Annotated in this window: 22 protein-coding genes; 8 read left to right on the plus strand and 14 right to left on the minus strand. The window is 40.2% G+C overall.

What is annotated here, in order from left to right; translation table 11 throughout:
* Nucleotide 1: 1 nt before the first annotated feature.
* From L3Q70_RS18615 to ilvN, 8 genes are all read left to right on the plus strand, one after another.
* Nucleotides 2-1,537: a diguanylate cyclase gene (locus L3Q70_RS18615; RefSeq protein WP_338053560.1), complete on the plus strand. Its 1,536-nt coding sequence runs from the start codon at nt 2-4 to the stop codon at nt 1,535-1,537.
* Between the two features lie 135 nt (nt 1,538-1,672).
* A complete protein-coding gene (gene ppnN / locus L3Q70_RS18620) occupies nt 1,673-3,016 on the plus strand; it encodes a nucleotide 5'-monophosphate nucleosidase PpnN (RefSeq protein WP_237115293.1) in 1,344 nt (447 codons plus the stop codon).
* Between the two features lie 12 nt (nt 3,017-3,028).
* A complete protein-coding gene (gene xni / locus L3Q70_RS18625; RefSeq protein WP_237115294.1) occupies nt 3,029-3,802 on the plus strand; it encodes a flap endonuclease Xni in 774 nt (257 codons plus the stop codon).
* Nucleotides 3,803-3,872: 70 nt separating this feature from the next.
* A complete protein-coding gene (locus L3Q70_RS18630) occupies nt 3,873-4,256 on the plus strand; it encodes a DUF3192 domain-containing protein (protein ID WP_062568106.1) in 384 nt (127 codons plus the stop codon).
* A gap of 6 nt (nt 4,257-4,262) precedes the next feature.
* Nucleotides 4,263-5,960 carry a hypothetical protein gene (locus L3Q70_RS18635; RefSeq protein ID WP_237115295.1) on the plus strand — a complete coding sequence of 566 codons (1,698 nt, stop codon included), beginning with the start codon at nt 4,263-4,265 and terminating at the stop codon, nt 5,958-5,960.
* A 215-nt stretch (nt 5,961-6,175) separates the two neighbouring features.
* A complete protein-coding gene (locus L3Q70_RS18640; protein WP_062568108.1) occupies nt 6,176-7,183 on the plus strand; it encodes an isocitrate dehydrogenase in 1,008 nt (335 codons plus the stop codon).
* Nucleotides 7,184-7,675: 492 nt separating this feature from the next.
* Nucleotides 7,676-9,400: an acetolactate synthase 3 large subunit gene (locus L3Q70_RS18645; protein ID WP_062568109.1), complete on the plus strand. Its 1,725-nt coding sequence runs from the start codon at nt 7,676-7,678 to the stop codon at nt 9,398-9,400.
* Complete coding sequence (gene ilvN / locus L3Q70_RS18650) at nt 9,400-9,897, plus strand: acetolactate synthase small subunit (RefSeq protein WP_036972002.1); 498 nt, start codon at nt 9,400-9,402, stop codon at nt 9,895-9,897. The genes L3Q70_RS18645 and ilvN overlap by 1 nt, the downstream gene beginning before the upstream one ends.
* A 76-nt stretch (nt 9,898-9,973) precedes the next feature.
* Here ilvN and L3Q70_RS18655 read toward each other — a convergent pair whose 3' ends face one another.
* From L3Q70_RS18655 to L3Q70_RS18720, 14 genes are all read right to left on the minus strand, one after another.
* A complete protein-coding gene (locus L3Q70_RS18655) occupies nt 9,974-10,249 on the minus strand; it encodes an HU family DNA-binding protein (RefSeq protein WP_036972004.1) in 276 nt (91 codons plus the stop codon).
* A 202-nt stretch (nt 10,250-10,451) separates the two neighbouring features.
* Nucleotides 10,452-10,988 carry a DUF3833 domain-containing protein gene (locus L3Q70_RS18660; protein WP_062568110.1) on the minus strand — a complete coding sequence of 179 codons (537 nt, stop codon included), beginning with the start codon at nt 10,986-10,988 and terminating at the stop codon, nt 10,452-10,454.
* On the minus strand, nt 10,981-11,478 hold the full coding sequence (locus L3Q70_RS18665) for a chalcone isomerase family protein (RefSeq protein ID WP_237115296.1): 498 nt from the start codon (nt 11,476-11,478) through the stop codon (nt 10,981-10,983). The genes L3Q70_RS18660 and L3Q70_RS18665 overlap by 8 nt, the downstream gene beginning before the upstream one ends.
* 54 nt (nt 11,479-11,532) lie before the next feature.
* On the minus strand, nt 11,533-12,027 hold the full coding sequence (locus L3Q70_RS18670) for a DUF2878 domain-containing protein (RefSeq protein ID WP_062568112.1): 495 nt from the start codon (nt 12,025-12,027) through the stop codon (nt 11,533-11,535).
* Nucleotides 12,005-13,267, minus strand: coding sequence for a cyclopropane-fatty-acyl-phospholipid synthase family protein (locus L3Q70_RS18675; protein ID WP_062568113.1), 1,263 nt, complete (start codon nt 13,265-13,267; stop codon nt 12,005-12,007). The genes L3Q70_RS18670 and L3Q70_RS18675 overlap by 23 nt, the downstream gene beginning before the upstream one ends.
* 4 nt (nt 13,268-13,271) lie before the next feature.
* Nucleotides 13,272-14,021, minus strand: coding sequence for a DUF1365 domain-containing protein (locus tag L3Q70_RS18680; protein ID WP_237115710.1), 750 nt, complete (start codon nt 14,019-14,021; stop codon nt 13,272-13,274).
* Nucleotides 14,014-15,270, minus strand: a complete 1,257-nt coding sequence (locus L3Q70_RS18685) for an FAD-dependent oxidoreductase (protein WP_062568115.1) — start codon at nt 15,268-15,270, stop codon at nt 14,014-14,016. Before L3Q70_RS18685 ends, L3Q70_RS18680 begins: the two co-directional genes overlap by 8 nt.
* Nucleotides 15,267-15,977: an SDR family NAD(P)-dependent oxidoreductase gene (locus L3Q70_RS18690; protein ID WP_062568116.1), complete on the minus strand. Its 711-nt coding sequence runs from the start codon at nt 15,975-15,977 to the stop codon at nt 15,267-15,269. Before L3Q70_RS18690 ends, L3Q70_RS18685 begins: the two co-directional genes overlap by 4 nt.
* Nucleotides 15,977-16,405: a nuclear transport factor 2 family protein gene (locus L3Q70_RS18695; RefSeq protein ID WP_237115297.1), complete on the minus strand. Its 429-nt coding sequence runs from the start codon at nt 16,403-16,405 to the stop codon at nt 15,977-15,979. Before L3Q70_RS18695 ends, L3Q70_RS18690 begins: the two co-directional genes overlap by 1 nt.
* A gap of 1 nt (nt 16,406) precedes the next feature.
* On the minus strand, nt 16,407-17,798 hold the full coding sequence (gene phrB / locus L3Q70_RS18700) for a deoxyribodipyrimidine photo-lyase (protein WP_237115298.1): 1,392 nt from the start codon (nt 17,796-17,798) through the stop codon (nt 16,407-16,409).
* Nucleotides 17,798-18,751, minus strand: coding sequence for a DUF523 and DUF1722 domain-containing protein (locus L3Q70_RS18705; RefSeq protein WP_062568119.1), 954 nt, complete (start codon nt 18,749-18,751; stop codon nt 17,798-17,800). The genes phrB and L3Q70_RS18705 overlap by 1 nt, the downstream gene beginning before the upstream one ends.
* A gap of 7 nt (nt 18,752-18,758) precedes the next feature.
* Nucleotides 18,759-19,409: a ChrR family anti-sigma-E factor gene (locus tag L3Q70_RS18710; protein WP_237115299.1), complete on the minus strand. Its 651-nt coding sequence runs from the start codon at nt 19,407-19,409 to the stop codon at nt 18,759-18,761.
* Nucleotides 19,402-20,025, minus strand: coding sequence for a sigma-70 family RNA polymerase sigma factor (locus tag L3Q70_RS18715; RefSeq protein ID WP_062568121.1), 624 nt, complete (start codon nt 20,023-20,025; stop codon nt 19,402-19,404). The genes L3Q70_RS18710 and L3Q70_RS18715 overlap by 8 nt, the downstream gene beginning before the upstream one ends.
* A gap of 62 nt (nt 20,026-20,087) precedes the next feature.
* Nucleotides 20,088-20,666, minus strand: a complete 579-nt coding sequence (locus L3Q70_RS18720; protein ID WP_062568122.1) for an LON peptidase substrate-binding domain-containing protein — start codon at nt 20,664-20,666, stop codon at nt 20,088-20,090.
* Nucleotides 20,667-20,859 lie beyond the last annotated feature (193 nt).

The following is a 20,859-nucleotide window of genomic DNA, read 5'->3' on the forward strand; positions in this document are numbered from 1 at the left end:
GGTGCAACAGCAGCATGATGTTCTTAATAAAAAGTTAAAACAAGCGATCGACGCACGCATGGTCGTCGAAGACGCTCGTAAGCATCAAGTTGAATTGCTCTCACAGTTTGCGGCAAAATTATCGCTCAGCTGTAAAGGGCTAGACATTGAACTAGACAACCGTCTTGCCAAATACCGTAATGCATTAAGAAAAGGGGTAGACTTTCAGCTACTCGAACCCTTCATCAACGATATTCTTGGGCTGTTAAAAAATCAAGAAACGAAACAAATGGCGCTACAACGCGAGTTGAACGACACTGTCCTTGATGCCGGTAAGCAACTTCAAAAAGTAAAAGGTTTACCAGACGATGCGCGCAGAACACTTCGTCATTTACTCGATCATGAATTAAATAATATCCAGTCAAATCATGACTTTGTTCCATTACTTTCAAAGTTGATTGTAATCTACCATCAAGCATTGCAAGCGAAACTCTCCACAGCAAATGAAGCTGAGGCACTCATAAAGCCAGAACTTGCCAAGCAATTAATGCTACTTGCTAATGACCTTGTGCTAGAAGATGAAAGCGCTGAACAAATAAAGAGTATAAAAAACAAAATTACCTACAATGACAGTGTTGATGATCTGCTAGATACAGCAATCGATATTATCACTATCATTACACGTAATATGAGCAAAGAGCGCCAATCTGCGCAAAGCTTTTTAATCTCATTAAACCAAACAATCGAAGACCTACATCACTCGATTGTATCAACCAGCAAGCACTCAGAATCACTCAGTGCTGAATATGAAACGCTCAATAAGCAAATAGAAAGTAAAATTAAAAACTTACATAAAAAAACACAAGATGCGACATCTATTTCAGTGCTTAAAGAGTTGGTAGAAGAAGAGCTAAAATCACTAAGTGATGACTTAATTGCAAAAGAAAAGCTTGAACACTCTGAACGTGAAAACTTATTAGCTAGTTTCAACGATATAAATAGTCGAATTGGTCATTTAGAATCTAAACTGACCACTTACAAGCAGCGTTTGAATGAACAAAGGTTCAAAAGCTTGCTTGATGGGTTGACTAAGTTACCTAACCGCGCTGCATTTGATGAGCGCTTTAATCATGAATTTCATTTATTTGATGCCCATGAATCCGACCTGACTTTGGTTGTGATTGATGTCGACCATTTTAAATCAATTAATGATAAATATGGTCATAGTGCAGGCGATAAAACCTTGCAAGTTATTGCTAAAGCTTTGCAAAAATCAATTCGTAAATCTGACTTTATTGCCCGTTATGGCGGTGAAGAGTTTGTCATGTTAATGACAGGAGTGTCTCTTGAAAATGCATCATTACCGCTTGAAAAACTGCGTAAAACGATTCAAGCCATTCCATTTAAATTTAAAGATACTCAAGTTGAAATAACCATTTCAATTGGTGCTACACAACTTAAAAAAGGTGACACACCTATTATCGCATTCGACCGTGCTGACGATGCACTCTATAGTGCCAAGAACGAAGGGCGTAATAGAGTGTGCGTCAGTCGATAAATGAATTATACCAATTTACTTAATTAATTGGGGAACCTACCCCTCAAAACGATTAAGTATTATTGCGAAAGGTATTAGTTTAAGTCTTGTACATACACAATGATATAGGCTCATAGATGAGCTAGGAGAGTGCTTATGTTAAAACAATTGAATCCTACAGGCGTACTGGATTTATTATCACAACTAGAAGTAGACTTACTCGAACAATCATCCACCAGCGAGCGTTATAAACTTTTTAGAAACTGTGTGCTTGCCGTCCTAAATGTGGGCAGTCATACCGACTCAAGCTCTGAGATATACGATAAATTTGAAGATTTTGATATTCGCCTTTTAAGCCGTGAACGTGGTATTAAAATAGAGCTTGAAAACCCTCCTGAATCGGCTTTTGTCGATGGTGAAATCATCTCAGGTATTCATGAACATATTTTCTCAGTTATCCGCGATATTTTGTTTATCTGTCAAAAATATGAGAAAAATTTAACCGAACAAAAAGCCATCACGCATATGGTGTTTGACATGCTAAGAAATGCGGGTGCGCTTCGTGTCAACAGTGATCCAAGTATGATCGTATGCTGGGGCGGCCATTCAATTAACGAAGTTGAGTATAAATACACTAAGCAGGTGGGTTATGAGCTTGGCCTACGTGGTTTAAACATTTGTACTGGTTGTGGCCCTGGCGCAATGAAAGGGCCAATGAAAGGGGCAACTATCGGGCATGCTAAACAACGTATTTCAGATAACCGTTATTTAGGGTTAACAGAACCTAGCATTATTGCTGCTGAGCCACCGAACCCGATTGTAAATGAATTAGTTATTTTACCCGATATCGAAAAGCGCCTAGAAGCTTTTGTAAGAACGGCACATGGCATTATTATTTTCCCAGGCGGTGCAGGCACAGCTGAAGAGCTATTGTATTTGCTGGGTATTTTGCTCCATCCTGATAACGAAAAACAACGTTTACCTGTGATACTCACGGGCCCTAAAGAGAGTGAAAATTACTTTATCGAGCTTTGCAAGTTTGTTGAGAAAACACTCGGTAAAGTCGCTCTTGAAAAGTTCGAAGTCATTATTGATGACCCTGCCCGTGTCGGTAAATCGCTAAAAACCCAAATGGCCGAAGTTCGCGATTACCGTAAGAGCCAAGGTGATGCCTACTACTTCAATTGGACATTGAAAATTGATAATGATTTCCAGCAGCCTTTTGTTCCAACACACGAAAACATGGCCAGTTTAGACTTACATTTAAATCAACCTACACAACAATTAGCAGCAAACTTACGCCGTGCCTTTTCGGGTATTGTGGCAGGTAACGTTAAAGATGAAGGTATCCAAGCTATAAAACAACATGGTCGATTTATACTCAGCGGTGAGCCTACATTAATGACCGACATGGATAAGTTGCTTGCAGCCTTTGTTGCACAAGGTCGAATGAAACTCCCTGGCAGCAAGTATATTCCTTGTTATGAGATTAAAGCGTAACAAGGAGACTGTGTGAGCACCCAGTTACTTTTAATCGATGCGCTTAATCTAATCAGGCGCATCTATGCTGTTGATAGTAATCAAAGTCACCATAGTGAAGAGCATATGATCAAAGCAAGTTGTGCCCGTGTGGCTCATGCTTGCAAAAAGTTACGTGCGCAATGTAACGCCACCCATGGCGTTGCTGTGTTTGATGGTGACAGAAGCTGGCGCTATCACTACTTTAAAGATTACAAATCTTCTCGGGCTCCAATGCCTGATTTACTTAAGAAGAACCTTGCATTATTTAAGCAAGCGATAGAACACACTGGCATTGTTGTTTTCTCCCCTGATAACGATGAAGCAGATGACATTATTGCGACTCTCGCCTACAAGGCCGCCTCAAATAAAGTGCCCTCAACCATCGTTTCAACTGATAAAGGGTTTTTACCATTTTTATCTGAATACATAAGCGTTTTTGACTACTTTAAAAAACACTTTATCAGCCAAGATGATATTTATAAGCGTTTTTCAGTGCCACAGCACAGGCTAATTGATTTTTGGGCTTTAGCAGGTGATAAAACCAATGATATCCCAGGCGTTAAAGGTATTGGCAACAAATCAGCACAACAATTGATAAATCAATATAATGTGATTGATGATGCCATAGACGATGAAACGCTTAACGCGACTTTAAAGCGAAAGCTCATTGCCGAGATGGATTTGTTTGTCATTTCCAAAAACTTGGTTACCTTGCGAACAGATATAAACTTAGGCTTTAGTTTAAAGCAGTTAAGGCTCAATTAGTCGCAATCCATTAGCACTGTAAAGCAACTGATCGTATACTGAAAGCAGCGTTCGTATTGAAGAGTGACACATGTTTAAAAAGGTTTTCCAATATCTGATACTAGGATTGGGTGTTTACGCACTTATAGCGGCCCTAGTTATCACTTTTTATAAAGATGATCCTCAAGCAATGATTTGGCAAGATCGTGAAGCGTTCAATAAACGTTATATTGCCAAGCTTTCAATCGATAAACCTGAAAACCTTAATGCCGTACTTGATTATTTAGGTAGTCCAGACCTAACCTATGCGAAACGAGCAGAAGATGTTGTATGGCAAATTGTTTTTTATCGCACGCAACATGTTAAATCTGATGGCATTACAACAATTGATGAGTGTACAGGTCTATTATTTAAAAACGGTCAACTTGTTTTATGGGGCCCCAGTGCCTATGAAAGCTATCAACAAGAAGGCTAACACGCTATGATGGATCCAGTCACGCCACGAGAATTAGCGCGTTTGTTTGATAGCACTCACCAATTATTAAAGCTTTATCATCACAAAAACAAATGGCCACAGATATACCCTCTATTAACTAACCTTGCTGAACGTTACTACCTCATTTATCAAGCTTGTCCTAAAGGCCTGCAAGCGCAACTAAGTTTATATGTTCCAGATCATGGTTATACAACTAATTTAGTCGTTAACCAATGTGTACTCGCCTGTGTGTTATGTCGAGCCCTTAACTACAACCAAGCAATCAGCGAACAAATTATTGCAACCTGCTTGGCTAATTATTTATGTGTGCAATCACAAAGTAATAAGTTAGCGTGTGCACAGACTCTCACCACACAAGATAAAAAACTGTGGCAATGTCGCCATCAGCTCGCAGTAAAATTATTGCATGCCTCTGGGCCTATGACATTAAGTGTGCAGCATATACTTGCACGCCTTAATAAATACAAACAAGCCTTACTGAGTGCGCCAAAAACAATGATTTACGATGGTGCGACGACCCTTGTTGCCCTCGCTAATATCATTGCGATGAATATAACTTATCGTCAAACAGGCGAGCACATTAGTTTACACAAAGCACTGGCTGACATTTACTTACGAACCCCAAATGAATTTGCTCAAAAAGCGATTAAAAGCTTTATTGCTCACACCGGCTCATACCTACCTGCCAGTGAAGTAAATTATGCCGAGCAGTCACTCATTTATTTAGCAACGGATGATCGTGCACGGCATATACTTGTCGATGTTTCTCGCCCTGAAAAGGTGCGTTGGCATAGAGTGAAAGCAACGCTTAGCACGTTTGAGAAACAGCGAGCATGTGATGATAACCGCTTACTCTATACAGTTTGGTTCAGCGACAATATAAATTTTGCGCACCCTGAAGACATTGCTAAATCTCAGCGACAAAAATACCTCAATCTCATTAGCCAATTAAAAATATCGAAAGAATACAGTTTTAGCGCTCTTAATAAGTTACTGAGTCCATTTCCAGAGCTCATTTTGCAATTAACTTTAGCCGTTAAACCCTATAACAAAGAGCATCAACGTGCTAAAGACTTACGCCATTGTTTATCAATGGTGGGCTACGACAATGCCCCTGCTATTATTCAAAAAGTACTTTTTCAGCGTTTAGTCGCAACTATTTCACACCCATTAGAACAGCATCTAGTTAAGCGACTAGAAAATATTGCTGTTATTATTCAAGCTTTTTTTAAGCACTCAACTATTCAACAATTTGAACAAGTTACCCTGCCCTTATACGCGTACTGTGTATTTTTGTGTGAAAAGCATGCTACGGCTTTATCCCGAAAAACATTATTTGCACCAGCAGAATTAAACAATGTTAGTGCCCCTTTAGCTTGTTTATTTGGCGTAAAAGCAATTGACCAAATACCACTTAGTGAATACCTTATGCAATTACTCGGTGATAACCCATGGACTGGATACTTACTTAACAGTGAGCAAAAGGAAAAGCAACAATTAGGTAGTGAGGAAAAACACTGGATTGCGATAAAATTATTCGCTTACTATGTTTTTCAACCCAACGCGGTTTTCAGCAGTTGGCAAGAACAAATCATGGCACAAAGCCTCAATCTAGTTGGCTGGCAATCAAAAGCGGATTTTTATTCATATCTAGAAACCTGTGAGTTTGCCGATAATTTTTAGATTGTGTTGTTAAAACGTGCAAAATCGTTAAATAATTATGAACTTTCGCCTATTTATAGTCAGTATTCACAGGATAAACTGGCAAAAAGCTGAATAAATTGCTATAAAAGCCGCTTAAATTTTCAAACACATCCACGTAAGTTTCTAACAAGTAAAGTCGTGCTCAATTTCGCGATATATTTACGTGTATATCTACTCATAAATAGGAAAAGTAAATGGCTAAACAAACCATCACAGTGATCAAAGGCGACGGCATTGGTCCTAGCATTATTGATTCAGCACTTGAGATCCTTAAAGCTGCAGGTTGCGATTTTGATTATGAATTCGTTGATGCTGGCCTTGCTGCCCTAGAAAAAACTGGTGAGTTACTTCCGCAAGAAACCATTGATACGATTGCGCGTAACAAGATCACTTTAAAAGGTCCTTTAACTACACCAGTGGGTGAAGGTTTCACATCTATCAACGTTACATTACGTAAAAAGTTTGGCCTATACGCAAACGTACGTCCAGTTAAATCTTTTGCAGGTACGAAAGCTCGTTACGATGATATCGATATCATCACTGTTCGCGAAAACACACAAGGTATGTACTCAGGTCTTGGTCAAGTTGTATCTGAAGACGGTAACGAAGCTGAAGCGATGTCGAAAATCACACGTGAAGGTGCAGAAAAAATCGTTACTTTTGCATACGAATTAGCAGTACGCGAAGGCCGTAAAAAAGTAACAGCAGTACACAAAGCTAACATCCTTAAATCAACGTCTGGTTTATTCTTAAAAGTTGCACGTGAAGTCGCTGAGCGTTACCCGCAAATCGAATCAACTGAGATGATCGTTGATGCAACATGTATGAAGCTAGTAATGACGCCAGACGAGTTTGATGTAATTGTTACAACGAACTTGTTCGGTGACATTCTATCTGACCTATGTGCTGGTCTTGTTGGTGGTTTAGGTATGGCACCAGGTGCAAACATCGGTGAAGATGCAGCTATCTTTGAAGCTGTTCACGGTAGTGCTCCTGATATCGCAGGTAAGAACCTTGCTAACCCAACTTCAGTTATCTTAGCGTCAATTCAAATGCTAGAGCACCTTGAAATGGGTGAAACAGCTGAGCGTATTCGTAACGCTGTAGCAGACGTTATTAAGACAGGTGACCGTACTACACGCGACCTAGGTGGTAGCCATGGTACAACTGATTTCACTCAAGCAGTAATCGACCGCCTATAATTTTAGTCTCAAACTAATTTTTAAGAAGCCAGTCATTCGACTGGCTTTTTTTATGGCTAGATTATGCATAGCTAAGCAATAGTTATATTATTTATTACTGTTAAGCCATAAACCAACACAATCAAATTAATGCATAGTTATTCCTAAAAAACCGCCAATAAAAACAAACAAAAGAACAAAAACAACTATAAAAACAAAAATAAGGAAAAATAATGCAAAAAAAAACCTTTTACAGTTGACATCCCCTGCTAAAAAGCTTAAAAATAAGTCAATCATTTTTTAGGCAGCAACTCTATTTAGGAGTTGTCCTTTTATAAGAATTTAAAAACTATGAATATTCGCAGTCACCTTTTAGTCGTCAACGTTCTCGTACTGGTCTTTTTAACAAGCCCAGCGGGGAGCTATTAAAAGGTGAAAGCATGCTTTTAAAAAACCCCCGCCCTATGCGGGGGTTTTTTTATGCTCTCGCAGCTAGCACACAGAGGAATGAGGATGAGTAAAACACAATACAATGGGTCAGAACTAGTCGTTCGGGCGTTAAAAGAATTAAAGGTTAAATATATTTTTGGCTACCCAGGTGGGTCTGTACTAGACCTATATGATGCACTTTTTCAACAAGATGATATTGAGCATATCTTAGTGCGTCATGAACAAGCTGCTACACATATGGCAGATGGTTATGCCCGCGCCACGGGTGAGGTCGGTGTTGTGCTTGCAACTTCAGGCCCAGGGGCTACAAACTGCATTACCGGTATTGCTACCGCTTATATGGATTCTATTCCTATGGTGGTTCTATCTGGCCAAGTGCCTACAGGCCTAATTGGTGACGACGCTTTCCAAGAAACGGATATCGTTGGCTGCTCAAGGCCCATAGTAAAGCACAGCTTTAACTGTCGTAGCGCTAAAGACATCCCAGCCATTCTTGCAAAAGCTTTCTATATAGCTAGCACAGGTCGCCCTGGTCCTGTTGTTGTTGAACTACCAAAGGATATGCTAAACCCAGCACTTACTTTCGAATTTGAGTTTCCTAAATCAACTGAGCTAAGAACCTATAACCCCAATACTAAAGGGCATTCAAAACAAATAAGAAAAGCCGTTACTGCGATTCTAGAAGCAAAGAAATTAGTTATCTACTCTGGTGGTGGTATTGTGCTATCTAATACCTCTGAGCAGTTAACCCGACTTGTTGAGTCACTCAATGCGCCTATCACGAATACACTAATGGGTTTAGGTGGCATTAGTGGTACACACCCGAACTTTATTGGAATGCTTGGTATGCATGGCAGCTTAGAAGCCAATAAAGCAATGGCCAACGCAGATGTTATTTTAGCGCTTGGCGCCCGTTTCGATGATCGGGTAACTAATAACGTTAAAAAGTTTTGCCCAAATGCAACTATTGTCCATGTAGACGTAGATCCAACATCAATCTCTAAAACCATTAAAGCCCACATCCCAGTTGTTGGTTGCTTAAACACGGTTCTTGAACAACTTCAAACAGCGATTGATAAAAGTGCTATTGCGATAGACCGCTCAGCACAAGAAGATTGGTGGCGACAAATCATTAGCTGGCGCGAACAAAAGTGTTTAAGCTACAGCACAGATGGCGATAAAATTAAGCCGCAAGCTGTAATAGAAGCCATTTATAAAGCAACCAATGGTGATGCTTATGTTAGCTCTGATGTAGGCCAACACCAAATGTTTGCAGCTCAGTATTACCCGTTCAAACACCCACGCCAATGGATTAATTCAGGTGGCTTAGGCACCATGGGCTTTGGGTTGCCAGCTGCTATGGGCGTTAAACTTGCTTTCCCTGATAAAGAATCTATCTGTGTGACAGGTGATGGTTCAATTCAAATGAACATTCAAGAGCTATCAACCTGTTTACAATACAACTTAGCTGTAAAAGTAGTCTCACTTAATAACCGTTCACTTGGCATGGTGCGCCAATGGCAAGATATGATGTATTCAGGACGTCACTCATCTTCTTATATGGAATCATTACCTGACTTTGTAAAACTAGTAGAAAGCTACGGCCATGTGGGTATTCGCGTCGACCATATCGATGAACTAGAACCAGCAATCGAGAAGGCTATGTCAATCAATGACAGGCTCGTTTTTTTAGATATTTGTGTTGACGAGAAAGAACATGTTTACCCTATGCAAATCAAGCTAGGAGCTGTAGACGACATGTGGTTACGTAAAGGAGTAAAAGCATAATGCGCCGTATTTTATCAATTTTATTAGAAAATGAACCAGGCTCGTTATCACGCATTGTTGGCTTGTTTTCACAACGAGCTTACAACATTGACAGCCTAACCGTTGGCACAACGGATGATCATTCATTATCAAGAATTACCATCACAACCATGGGTGATGACCGTATCGTTGAGCAAATCACGAAGCAAGTTAATAAACTTGTTGATGTACTTAAGATCATTGATCTAACTGAGATGGCACATATTGAGCGCGAATTGTTACTTGTGAAAGTGTTTGCCCAAGACGAAAACACCCGCGCAGCGGTCACTCGTGTGGTTGATGTATTTCAAGGCGCGATTCTTGATATGGGTCGCCATAGCTACACGTTACAACTAGTGGCTAGTACTGAAAAAATAGAATCTTTCCTTGATACACTACGTCACGAGACAGATCTTATTGAAGTTGTACGTTCTGGTGCGGTTGGCATTGGTCGAGGAGACAAGGCGCTAAAAGCGTAACCATTTTTTGAGCTAAAGCAAAGAAACAAAAAAAGGGCTAGTAAGCCCTTTTTTTAATAATAAGCAATCAGTCTTATTAAGGATTAACTTGATCTTTAAGACCTTTACCCGCTTTAAAGCTTGGGATAGTTGCTGCTGCGATTTGAATTTCTGCACCAGTTTGTGGGTTACGGCCAGTACGCGCTGCACGTTCTTTTACTGAGAATGTACCGAAACCAACTAATGCTACTGAGTTACCTTCTTTAAGAGAGTTAGTAACCGCGCCAGTGAACGCATCAAGTGCACGTGTTGCTGCCGCTTTTGAGATTTCTGCATCAGTAGCAATTTTTTCAACTAATTGAGCTTTATTCATTGTTAGATTCCTATTCGTTATTATTTTGCCTTCGCAAAACCTATCTTTATGTATTTTTGAAAAGTTAGCAACAGCAAATTGCTATTTTTACGTAAATTCTTCAAAAATGACTACATTTTAACTATCTGTCACTAATCTAGTGACTTCAGGGTTAATAAAGACTGAATTTAACCATCTTTCAAATGGTTTAGAGACAATTAAACTATCGTTCGATTTTCTCGATAACCAAGGTCACTTCCCCGACCTCGATGCCAAACTTATCAATAGCAGTACGGTTAATCAAGCGTGATTGTGTTACCAAATACATCCAATCATCAAAATTCACTACTAAAGTACTACCATCATAAGGTAATTCTACCGAGTAGGTCCAATGAAAAACACTGCCATTGCTGTCACCGTAGGCTGTACCAACAACATCTGATGCCGTTCCCTCAATGCTGCCATCCTCTTTTAGGGTGATATTCCAAGTGCGAGTTTGCGTTTCACCGTCATCATAGACGAACTGTTCATCAATAATGCCCTGATTACCTTGCCAGCTCGCTTGCATATCCACCACTAACTTACGTGTTAGCTCGCCTTTATGGTCTTGGACAACACCATAGGCTTTCAATTCGCCATTAAAGAAGCGTTTAAAATCAAACTGTGGCTCTGTTCCTTGGTAATAATCAACATCAGGCGCAGAACAACTGGTGACTAACATTACCATGGCAAAAATAAAGATTACTTTGAGCTTAATCATGTTTCCCTCCAATAAGCTGTTTTCGAAGTGAAGGCTCTGAGGTATCGCTACTGAGCCAAATTGCTAAAAAATGGTCTGCAAACTGCTTATCTTCAACAACACCAAGCTTGTCGTTATTGAAGTAAAAAGTACCTATCCCTTGTGTATTCGTTTCGAATGACAAAGAGTCGTTTTTTTTGATATTTGGCCAAAGCGCTAACAATTGTTCGTCATACGCATTAACCATATCCACCAAACCTAGATGCTGCCATTGCTCATTGGTCGCTTTTACGATGTCTTTGGCGTCAAAATTACGCAAATAAGTAAGTGTTAATTTCACCGGATGTTCACCAAACTCATAGCTTCCTGTTGGAGTTTCTAGTTTCGCGTTGTAAACATCCCAGAATAAATATTCCATTTTTGCTTCGCCAACGGTCTTAAATCCGTTAGCACTGGCATATGCTGACAAAGTCAACGAGATGGAAAAAAGTATCAAATGTATTAACTTCATAATTCTTGCCTAAAAGTCAGTTTGTAGACACTACGATTTAAGCGTAAAAGTTGATCATTTCTTGGCAAGCATTCTGTTATTTAAGATCAGAATAGCTAGAAACATTGACGCCCAACCTGCGCCATACATAATCCAAAACTGCCACAAGGGTAACTCGATGTTTAATACTTCAAAACGTGCCCCTGCAAAGTAACTAGCAGGTGCAAATACAGCGCAAAGTAACCATGCTAAGTACCAAGGAAGCTTTTGCAAAAATTGCATTGAAGTATTGACGGTAAGCAGTAACGCAGACCAAAGTACCACCAGCCAAAAAGGAAATGGAGCCTCTTTAAAACTCAGCAAATTAAGTGCTGTAGCCAGCCATTCAAAAGTCAGCGCAATAGGTAGAGCAAAAACCAGTAAAAAAACATCTTGTCTTCGTTGCAATGACAGATACATCATCAACGCAACACAAACGAGGGCCGGTAAAATAGACTTTTGTTCAAGGAGTAAGGCCATAAACCAAACCCCTTGGAACAAGGCAAAATTAATAATTGAGCGCAATGTCATCGCCAGAATGCACAAATCGCGGTCTGCGGGCAACAAGATGAACCGTGCTTATTGCACGCGTTCTAAAAGCCCCCTCGCAATAAGCAAGATAAAATAACCACAAACGATAGAAGCGTTGATCGAACTTTACTTTATCGATTTCAGGCCAACTAGCAATAAAACGTTCACGCCAATCGGCAAGGGTTCTAGCATAATGCACACCTATATCTTTTACACTGTGTACGACCATGTCCGTTTTCAGTTTTATTTGTTTGTTCATCTCGTCTAAACACGGCAAACAGCCACCTGGGAAGATGTACTGCTGAATGAAGTCAGAATTTTTTAGGTAATGTTTATAACGCTGGTCGGCAATGGTAATCGCTTGAATTAACATAGCGCCATTTTCTTTTAACAGCGACTGACACTTAGCAAAAAAGCCAGGTAAATACTCATGACCCACTGCTTCAATCATTTCTATGGAGACAAGCTTATCGTAACGCCCTTCAAGCAAACGGTAATCTTGTTTGAGTAAGGTTATTTTACTTTCTAAGTTTAGCTGTCGAATTTTCTCAGCTACATAAGCGTGTTGTTCATCAGAAATCGTCGTAGTTGTAACATGGCAATCATAATGAGTGGCAGCGTATATTGCGAAAGCCCCCCACCCTGTACCAATTTCAATTACCTTGTCGCCCGCCTGCAAATCAACTTGCTCGCAAATAAGCGCTAGCTTGTGCGACTGAGCTTGCTCTAGTGTTGCTGTTTGCGATGGATAGACTGCACAAGAATATAGCATTTCGTCACTAAGAAAAGAGCTATACAAATCATTGCCTAAGTCATAATGAGCAGCAATGTTCTTTTTAGAACCTCGTGACGAGTTTTTATTTTTTAAATGATTAATGCGATGCGCTAAGCCACTTAAAAAGGCAAATTTTTTCTCAAACGCGTCAAGCTGATCTTGATTTAATGCAAATATTTCAATCAGCTGCGTTAGATTATCGCACTCCCAATAACCTAGAATATACGCTTCTCCGGCCCCCACACTACCAGATAATGCAAACAGCTTATACATTGCAGGGTCTTTGACAGTCACTGTCACGTTTAAAGAGCTACTTGGGTTGCCGAATTGAATACGTTCATTTTCTTCAACAAGTGTGATGCAACCAATATTGATGCTATTAAAAGCACCGGTTACAAGCTTTTTGTAGATTTTTGTTAACCAACTCGTTGTATGAGTCTGTGTTAAGTTTGATACCTTTTCCATCACATCACCTAGTTTGTTTCTCTTGCTTGCCCGAGTGACCAATAAAAGGCACACGTTTACAGAACAACTTCAGCGCATGAAAATAAATCCCCTTGAAAATACTAAGGGTCATCGCTGGGAAACGTTTAAGTACAGCACTTACTTGTTGTTTAGTAAGCGGCTGCCTTTGCAGTCTCAATGTTGCATCAAACAAGAGTTTTTCGTCTTTTTTATTTTCAATATGAATCATAGTGTTATCAGAATTTTGTCTGACACTCCAATGATAGTTCATATCTAAGTTCATGAAAGGTGATACGGAGAAAACCTTTTTAAAGTTCACTTTTTTTTGCAGGGGTACGACATAATAATGACGTTCATTCCAAGGGGTATTACTCACCTCAGCAAGCATGTGGCTAAATTCGCCATTCGGTGTCTGATAAAAGAAAAAGTTTACAGGGCTAAAATAAATGCCGAAACAGCGCATTTGCCCAAGCATGAAAACATGACTGAATGTTTGCGTGACGCCGAGCTGTGCGATTTTATCGAGTGCGCGCTGTTTTACAGGTAATTGCATGTCAGTTTGATAATTAAAATAGTCGCTTTGATTGAACTTCAGCGCTTTAAAACCATCACAGCCAAGCCAAGGATGAATACCGTTCAATTCCTCAGGCCGTGATAAATCAACCCACATCATATAAAGTGGGTATTTGAAGTGGTGCTCCTTCACCGCAAATCGTCGGTGGCGAATATCACCGACATAAATTGCGCTATTCAAACTCAACCCCGAGTTGCTGTGCGACATTAACAGCACTTCTAACACCATCTTCATGGAAGCCGTTATACCAATAAGCACCACAAAAATAACTGTTATTTTTTCCGTCTATGAGTGACTTTTGCTTTTGAGCCGCAATAGATTGTTTATTAAAAACAGGGTGATGATATGTAAACTCTCTGAGAATTTTATCTTTACTGATCCCTTCCCGGTGGTTCAACGTGACACAAAATTGCGTATCACTTTTGATACCCTGTAAAATATTCATTTGATATGTTACTACAGCCGCTTTATCCGTGTTGTCATTCAGTAAGTAATTCCAACTGGCCCAAGCAGCTTTACGTTTAGGTAAGAGCGCAGTGTCGGTATGTAGCACCACTGAATTGGCTGTGTATGGCATTGCAGCTAGCACTGCTTTTTCGTCTTCACTTGGGTCTAGTAATAATTTGAGGGCTTGATCTGAATGACAGGCAAACACCACTTTATCAAAGGTTTCAGTATGACCATCGTCAAAATGAATATGAGCACAGTCTTCAGTACGTGAAACCGAGCTAATGTTGCTATTCAGACGAATTTTATCCGCAAAACCTTGTATCATAGGTTTAATGTACTCGCGCGATCCACCTGGTATTACGTACCACTGTGGGCGATTAGTAATGTCCAATAAACCATGGTTATAGAAGAACTTAACAAAAAACTCAACGCCGACTTGGGTCATCTCTTTTATGCTAGTCGACCAAATAGCCGCGCCCATCGGTAAAATATAATGGAAGCGGAAAAACTCATTAAAATTGTGCTCGTCTAACAGCTCGCCCAGCGTTTGATTTTCTGTATACGTTTGTTTTGCATGCAGCGCTTTACAGACATCATTGAAGCGCACAATATCTTTCAATAACTTCCAAAATTTAGGGCGGAAAATATTGCGCTTTTGAGCAAATAAACTGAAAAAGGTATGACCATTATATTCAAAACCTGTGCCTTCATTATGTACACTAAAGCTCATTTGCGTTTTTTGGCGGTCGACACCTAAACGGTCTAATAACTTCTCAAAATACGGGTATGTTCTATCGTTAAATACAATAAACCCCGTATCAACAGCATATTCAACGCCACCAAGATTAACGTCAATGGTTGCAGTATGGCCGCCTATGTAATCGTTTTTTTCAAATACAGTTACATCATAATGTTTGTGCAGTAGGTGTGCGCAGCTTAATCCTGCTATGCCAGACCCAATTACAGCCACTTTTTTCAACGTGATAATCCTTTTGCAAGCTTCAACCATAATGGCATAGGAAGCATTCTTAAAAATTTTAAAATGAAGGTAAAACGATGGGGGAAGTGCACTTCTTTGCGCCTTTTCTTAACCCCTTTGTAAATATAGTTCGCAGCCTGTTCAGCCGTTACAGCCATAGGCATCGGGAAGTCGTTTTTATCTGTTAATGGTGTTTTCACAAACCCAGGGTGAACAAGAGTGACATCCACATCAGTTAAATCCACCGCGAGGCTATTTGCCAGATAACTCACTCCGGCTTTAGAAGCTCCATATGCTTGACTTCGTGGCAAAGGAAGATATGTCACACTGGAACTTACAATAACAAGCTGACCACCAGATTTAATTCTTGGCAGCAATGCCTCTAAACAATACCCCATGCTAAGTAAGTTGGTGGTAACAACACGCTCAAACAAGCTGCTGTCGAAGTTACGTGCATCATCAATATATTCACAATTACCTGCGTTTAAAATAACGCGGTCAAACTCATTGTAAGCAACTGTACTGGAACGTATATCCTGTAAGTTTGTGGCATCAAATTGACAGCTTTCGATGTGGCTATGTTTACTCAGCTCAGCAAGCTTCTCTGTATTTCTACCACAGGCAATAACGTTTTCACCCTGCTCTGCATATAGCCTAGCAAGTGCTTCACCAATCCCTGAGGTTGCTCCTGTAATTAAAGTAGTCATTATGCACTTGTCCTTTTATCAATATAACGTATTGCCGTACCAAGAAGCGGAATATGCCTATACAGAAGTGCGCCTACATCAAAGTAGTCCTGATGATGAACTATTTTATCTCCCTCAAAAACTAAACGGCTGTGCCCCTCAACGGCAATGCTTTTGCCATTATTTAGTTTTGGGTGGCGATAATACATCGTCCAATAGATAAAGGCTTTGTTGTTGCTACTTTCAGTGTCTTTTATCGAAAACTGGCAAGACAACACATTAGCGTATAAGTTTTCAAAGTAATGATGAAGTGACTCAAGACCGTTCACGGTATGCAGTGGATCAATAAATTGGATACTTGGGTGATAAATATCATCAAGTAGCTGCAAGTTGTTTTTGTTCAGTGATTGGTAAATTTCAATAAACCTATCGAGAGTCACCTTGTCCATATCACCCCTTAAATGCGTTTAGTGCACGTTCTCGTGCTGCTTTATGATCAACAATTGCTGGCCAATAACTGCTAGACTTTCCTTGCTTAGCTAAATAATCATGAGGAAAGTGGATTTGTTTCGCAGGTATTTTTTCCAGCTCTGGTAAATATTTACGGATAAATTCACCATCTGGATCAAAACGCTCACTTTGAGTAATGGGATTAAAAATACGGAAATAAGGTTGTGCGTCACACCCTGTGCTTGCTGCCCACTGCCAGCCGCCATTATTTGAAGCCAAATCACCATCAATCAAGTGCTTCATGAAAAAGCGCTCACCCTTTCGCCAATCAATAAGTAGGTGCTTTGTTAAAAAGCTTGCAACCACCATACGTAAGCGGTTATGCATCCAACCTGTTTGCACTAACTGGCGCATTGCAGCATCAACAAGAGGATAACCCGTTTTCCCCTCGCACCATGCTTTAAAGTCACTGTCGTCGTTACGCCACTTAACCGCATTATATTTGTCGTTAAAGTTTGCGTACTTGCTTAGGCGTGGAAAAACCGATATTAGGTGTCGGTAAAATTCTCGCCAAATTAACTCATTGACCCAGCAAAACAAATTGCTTTTCGCACTTTTTAATATATCAGGGTGACGCTGTTGAATCAGCGCAAGAAGCTGATGAACACTAATAATACCTAACGCTAAATAAGGACTCAGACCTGATGTACCTTTAATGCTTGGGATATCTCGCTGCTCTTGATAAGAGGCAAGCTTTTCATCTATGAAGCGGGCACAGACATGACTTAAGGTCTCATCATCAACGGGCCACTTTTGTGAGCTTCCATCTGATGTGAGTAATTTACTTTCTTGCCACTCGATTTTGTCATGCATCTTAGGCGGCTCAGCAAAGTAGAAGTGTCTGTCTTGATACTCTTTGAGCCATGCATTTTTAAATGGAGTAAAGACCTTAAACATCTCACCACTTTGATTTTCGATACTACCTGGGGGGGCAATAACATCACCATCGTAAGTATAAAATGAAACTCCTAGGCTGTCGGCTTTATCTACAAAGGCACGATCGCGCTCAACTTCATTTAGCTCATACTCGTTATTAACGTAAACATTTTTTACTGCATTTTCTTCGCAAAAATCGGCTAGTTTGTCAACGCAACCGGTATAGTCTCCAGCATCAATGAGATGCAACTTTATACCTTTACTTGCTAATAACTGGCCTAAAAAAGCAAGCCTGCGTTTTAATAAATCTAGCTGAATATCTGCGACATCATGAGCCTGCCACTGCTTTTCAGTTATAAAAAATACAGCATGTTGGCAGCCATTCTCGATCGCTTGATACAGAGCGTCGTTATTAAAAAGGCGCAAATCGCGCCTAAACCAGAATAGTGTGTTCATTAAATTCCGTAGCGTAGTTTAAGTTCGTTCGGATAAGGGTCTAAGTACACTTGTTGACTTAGGTATTCATTTGGATGAACTTTGAGGTGATGCTTTATCAGCGTTAATGGCACATACAGTGGCACCAACCCTTGCCGATATTCGTCTATCGCATCGCGTAACTCTTGCTTTTCAATCTTAGAGAGTGACTTTTTAAAATAACCTTGCAAGTGCATAAGCGTGTTCGCATTATTTTTGCGAGAAGCAGGCTTTTTCAAAGCAGTCATCAAACCAAAAATATAATCACTTGCTAATGCTTGAATATCATGACCATCAAATGTGCCCAGTAAATTGCCTAAATTACGGTATGCTTCGTAGTTGTGAGCCATCAAAAGATACTTATACTGAGCATGAAATTGGGTCAAACGATGCACGGTTAAAGGTTGTTCATTAAGGGTTTGCCAATGTTTGTAAGTGTATACACGCATAACGAAATTCTCTCGTAAATGCATGTCGTTCAAGCGCCCGTTCTCTTCACATGGCAATAGTGGATTATGGGCCATTATTTGCTCAGCAAAAAAGCCCACACCTTCAGAGGTGTTACCTGTGCCTTGTTCGTTGTAAATTTTGATACGCTCCATACCACAGCTGGGGCTTTTGGCGCAAAAAACAAAACCGCTTAACTCAGCTGTTTGCTCCGTAGCAACTCGCTTTCCGTATTCTGTAAGTTTTGGTCCTACATCCCCCGTGCCGTCAGGGCGACAAACTTTAATTGTGTCACCCACTCTCACTTGGCGGATGGTTGGTCGTGGGATTGGTAATCCCACAGCAACTTCAGGACAAAACTTCTTATACTCAACATGGTTAGCGAGCTCGTCCATACAGAAGTTAGATTTTTTATGACCACTATCAAAACGAACTTTATCGCCAGCAAGACAGGCACTAATACCTATTTTAATTGTTGATTGCAGCATAGGATCCCTAATAAATTAAATTACCAATTGGGTTAAGTAATTTGCTAATACCTTTGTTAAAATGCAGCGCACTACTAACCACTGTAAAACACAAACACCCTTCAGTTGTTTTTGGTGTATGGTTATGGCGTCCATCCAGCATCATAAAATCCCCTGGGACATAACTGCCATCTTCATCACTAAACTCACCATCAAGTAATAAGGTTAGCTCAAAACCTGTGTGAGTGTGGTCCGGAATTTCACCACCGGCATCGATATGTAAAAGACTGGCTCTGAGCGCCCCATCATCCAATACAATTCGTGAACGTGCTAGTTTACCTATTTGCATAAAGCTACTGTGCCCAATGCGAGTTAGCGCCCTTGGTAAGGTGTACTCTTTTCCCTTAACCTCTACTTTGATAGCCGGTTGATCATATACTTCATCAATACTCTCATCCGAGGTGATGTTGTCGAACATAAGCTGGTCAAAGCAAATATCATCGTCGTTAACTACGTCTTCAAATGCAGTGTTTGCATTTTTAGCTTCAAGTGTAGCGAGTTGCTTTTGACATACAGGACACATCTCAACATGAATAGCAACCGCGACACTTAGCGTAGCCGGCAAATTGCCCTCACTAAATTGCACTAATAATTCGTTGCTCGGGTGATGCTTAATCATGTTGCTCTCCCATTTCGTTGCGTAACTTCTGCAAGGCTAGACGAAGTCGAGACTTCACTGTACCTACGGGAATGTTTAAATGCTCTGCAAGTTGCTCTTGTGACATATCTTGAAAATAAACGCCGCGTACCACTTCACGTTGGGCTTGTGGTAAACGGTCTAGATATTGTTTAATTTGCTTATCTTCAAGATGATCGCTGAACTCGTGCTGCCCAGGCTCAGCTTCATCAATGAGCGGCCAGATATCTTCACTTATACACTCTTCTTTGCTGCTTTTCATTTTTCTGAGCATATCGAAAGATGCATTTCGCATCACAGTGTATACCCACGTTGTCGCAGCACCTTTTTCAGGATGGTATAAGTGTGCCTTTCTCCAAACCGAAGTGAGCGTTTCCTGTACCAATTCCATTGCTTGAGCCTCAGAACCAAACTGTTTGATTCCAAAACGCTTTATTTTGGGCGAAAAATATTGGAAAAGAAAAGCAAATGCACGCTTGTCACGGGAAGTGGCAACAGCGAATAGCGAATTAGCAAGCTCTTTGCTCGGTGTCTCTGGCATGGCAGTAAATTGACCTGTTTTAGGTTTACAACCTGTTTGAAGTTGTTGACTTACCATTTTAATGTCATCCAATTATTGTCGTAAGATGCAATACGCATTCAGACATGGTTCGGATCATATTAATCAGTAAATTCTGTGTTAATTAGAGTATGGAGGAAAGTGAGTAAGTTTTCAAAGTTAGATTCAAAGGCAAGTTGTTGTTTTTTAACTAGTGAAATAGGTAGAATTTCGAGCCAACGCGCAGCAACCCACGCCAAATCATCGTATTGCGGTGTTGGATAAAGTGCAGACAAGTCAGGCTGACTAGCAAACACTGAACGAAGCGTCTCGCTTAATAAAGCATTGTTCTGATCCAAAGGTATTTTTTTATACCAAACAGGCTCAATTACTGCTTCTACATCAGCGTAACGCAGCATATTTTTGTCTTGAAATGGATTGTGGATTGTGACAGCAGCTTGTGCATAAACATCTATCAAGAGCTGACCGCTGTCGTCTTGATTAAAGTCATTTATTTGCATCAAGCAACCTAGATTAGGCAAGTTGAACTCAGTGTCGTGCTGGTAAGTACATAGCACAAATCCCGTATTATCTTTCGCGGCTTCTTTAACCATATCAAGATAACGTTGCTCAAATATTCTAAGTTTAGTCGCCCCTTCTGGAAGAATAAAAACCGGTAGGGGAAAAATCGCACGCTTCATAAAGTCTACTATTTAAAATACCACATGCCTCTAATTACGTGCGCTTTTCATTTGCCGATCAATATTTCATGAAATCTTCATTTATGCCCAGTAAATTAAAAGTTGAACCAATGTGCAACGTTTCTAAATAATTCGATTGACGCGTACGCACTCAGTAAACTCAAAACGGGTGCAACCATAAGTAAAAATAAAC

It is taken from the genome of Pseudoalteromonas sp. CF6-2, assembly GCF_021729425.1.
In the GTDB taxonomy this organism is placed as follows: Bacteria; Pseudomonadota; Gammaproteobacteria; order Enterobacterales; family Alteromonadaceae; genus Pseudoalteromonas; species Pseudoalteromonas arabiensis.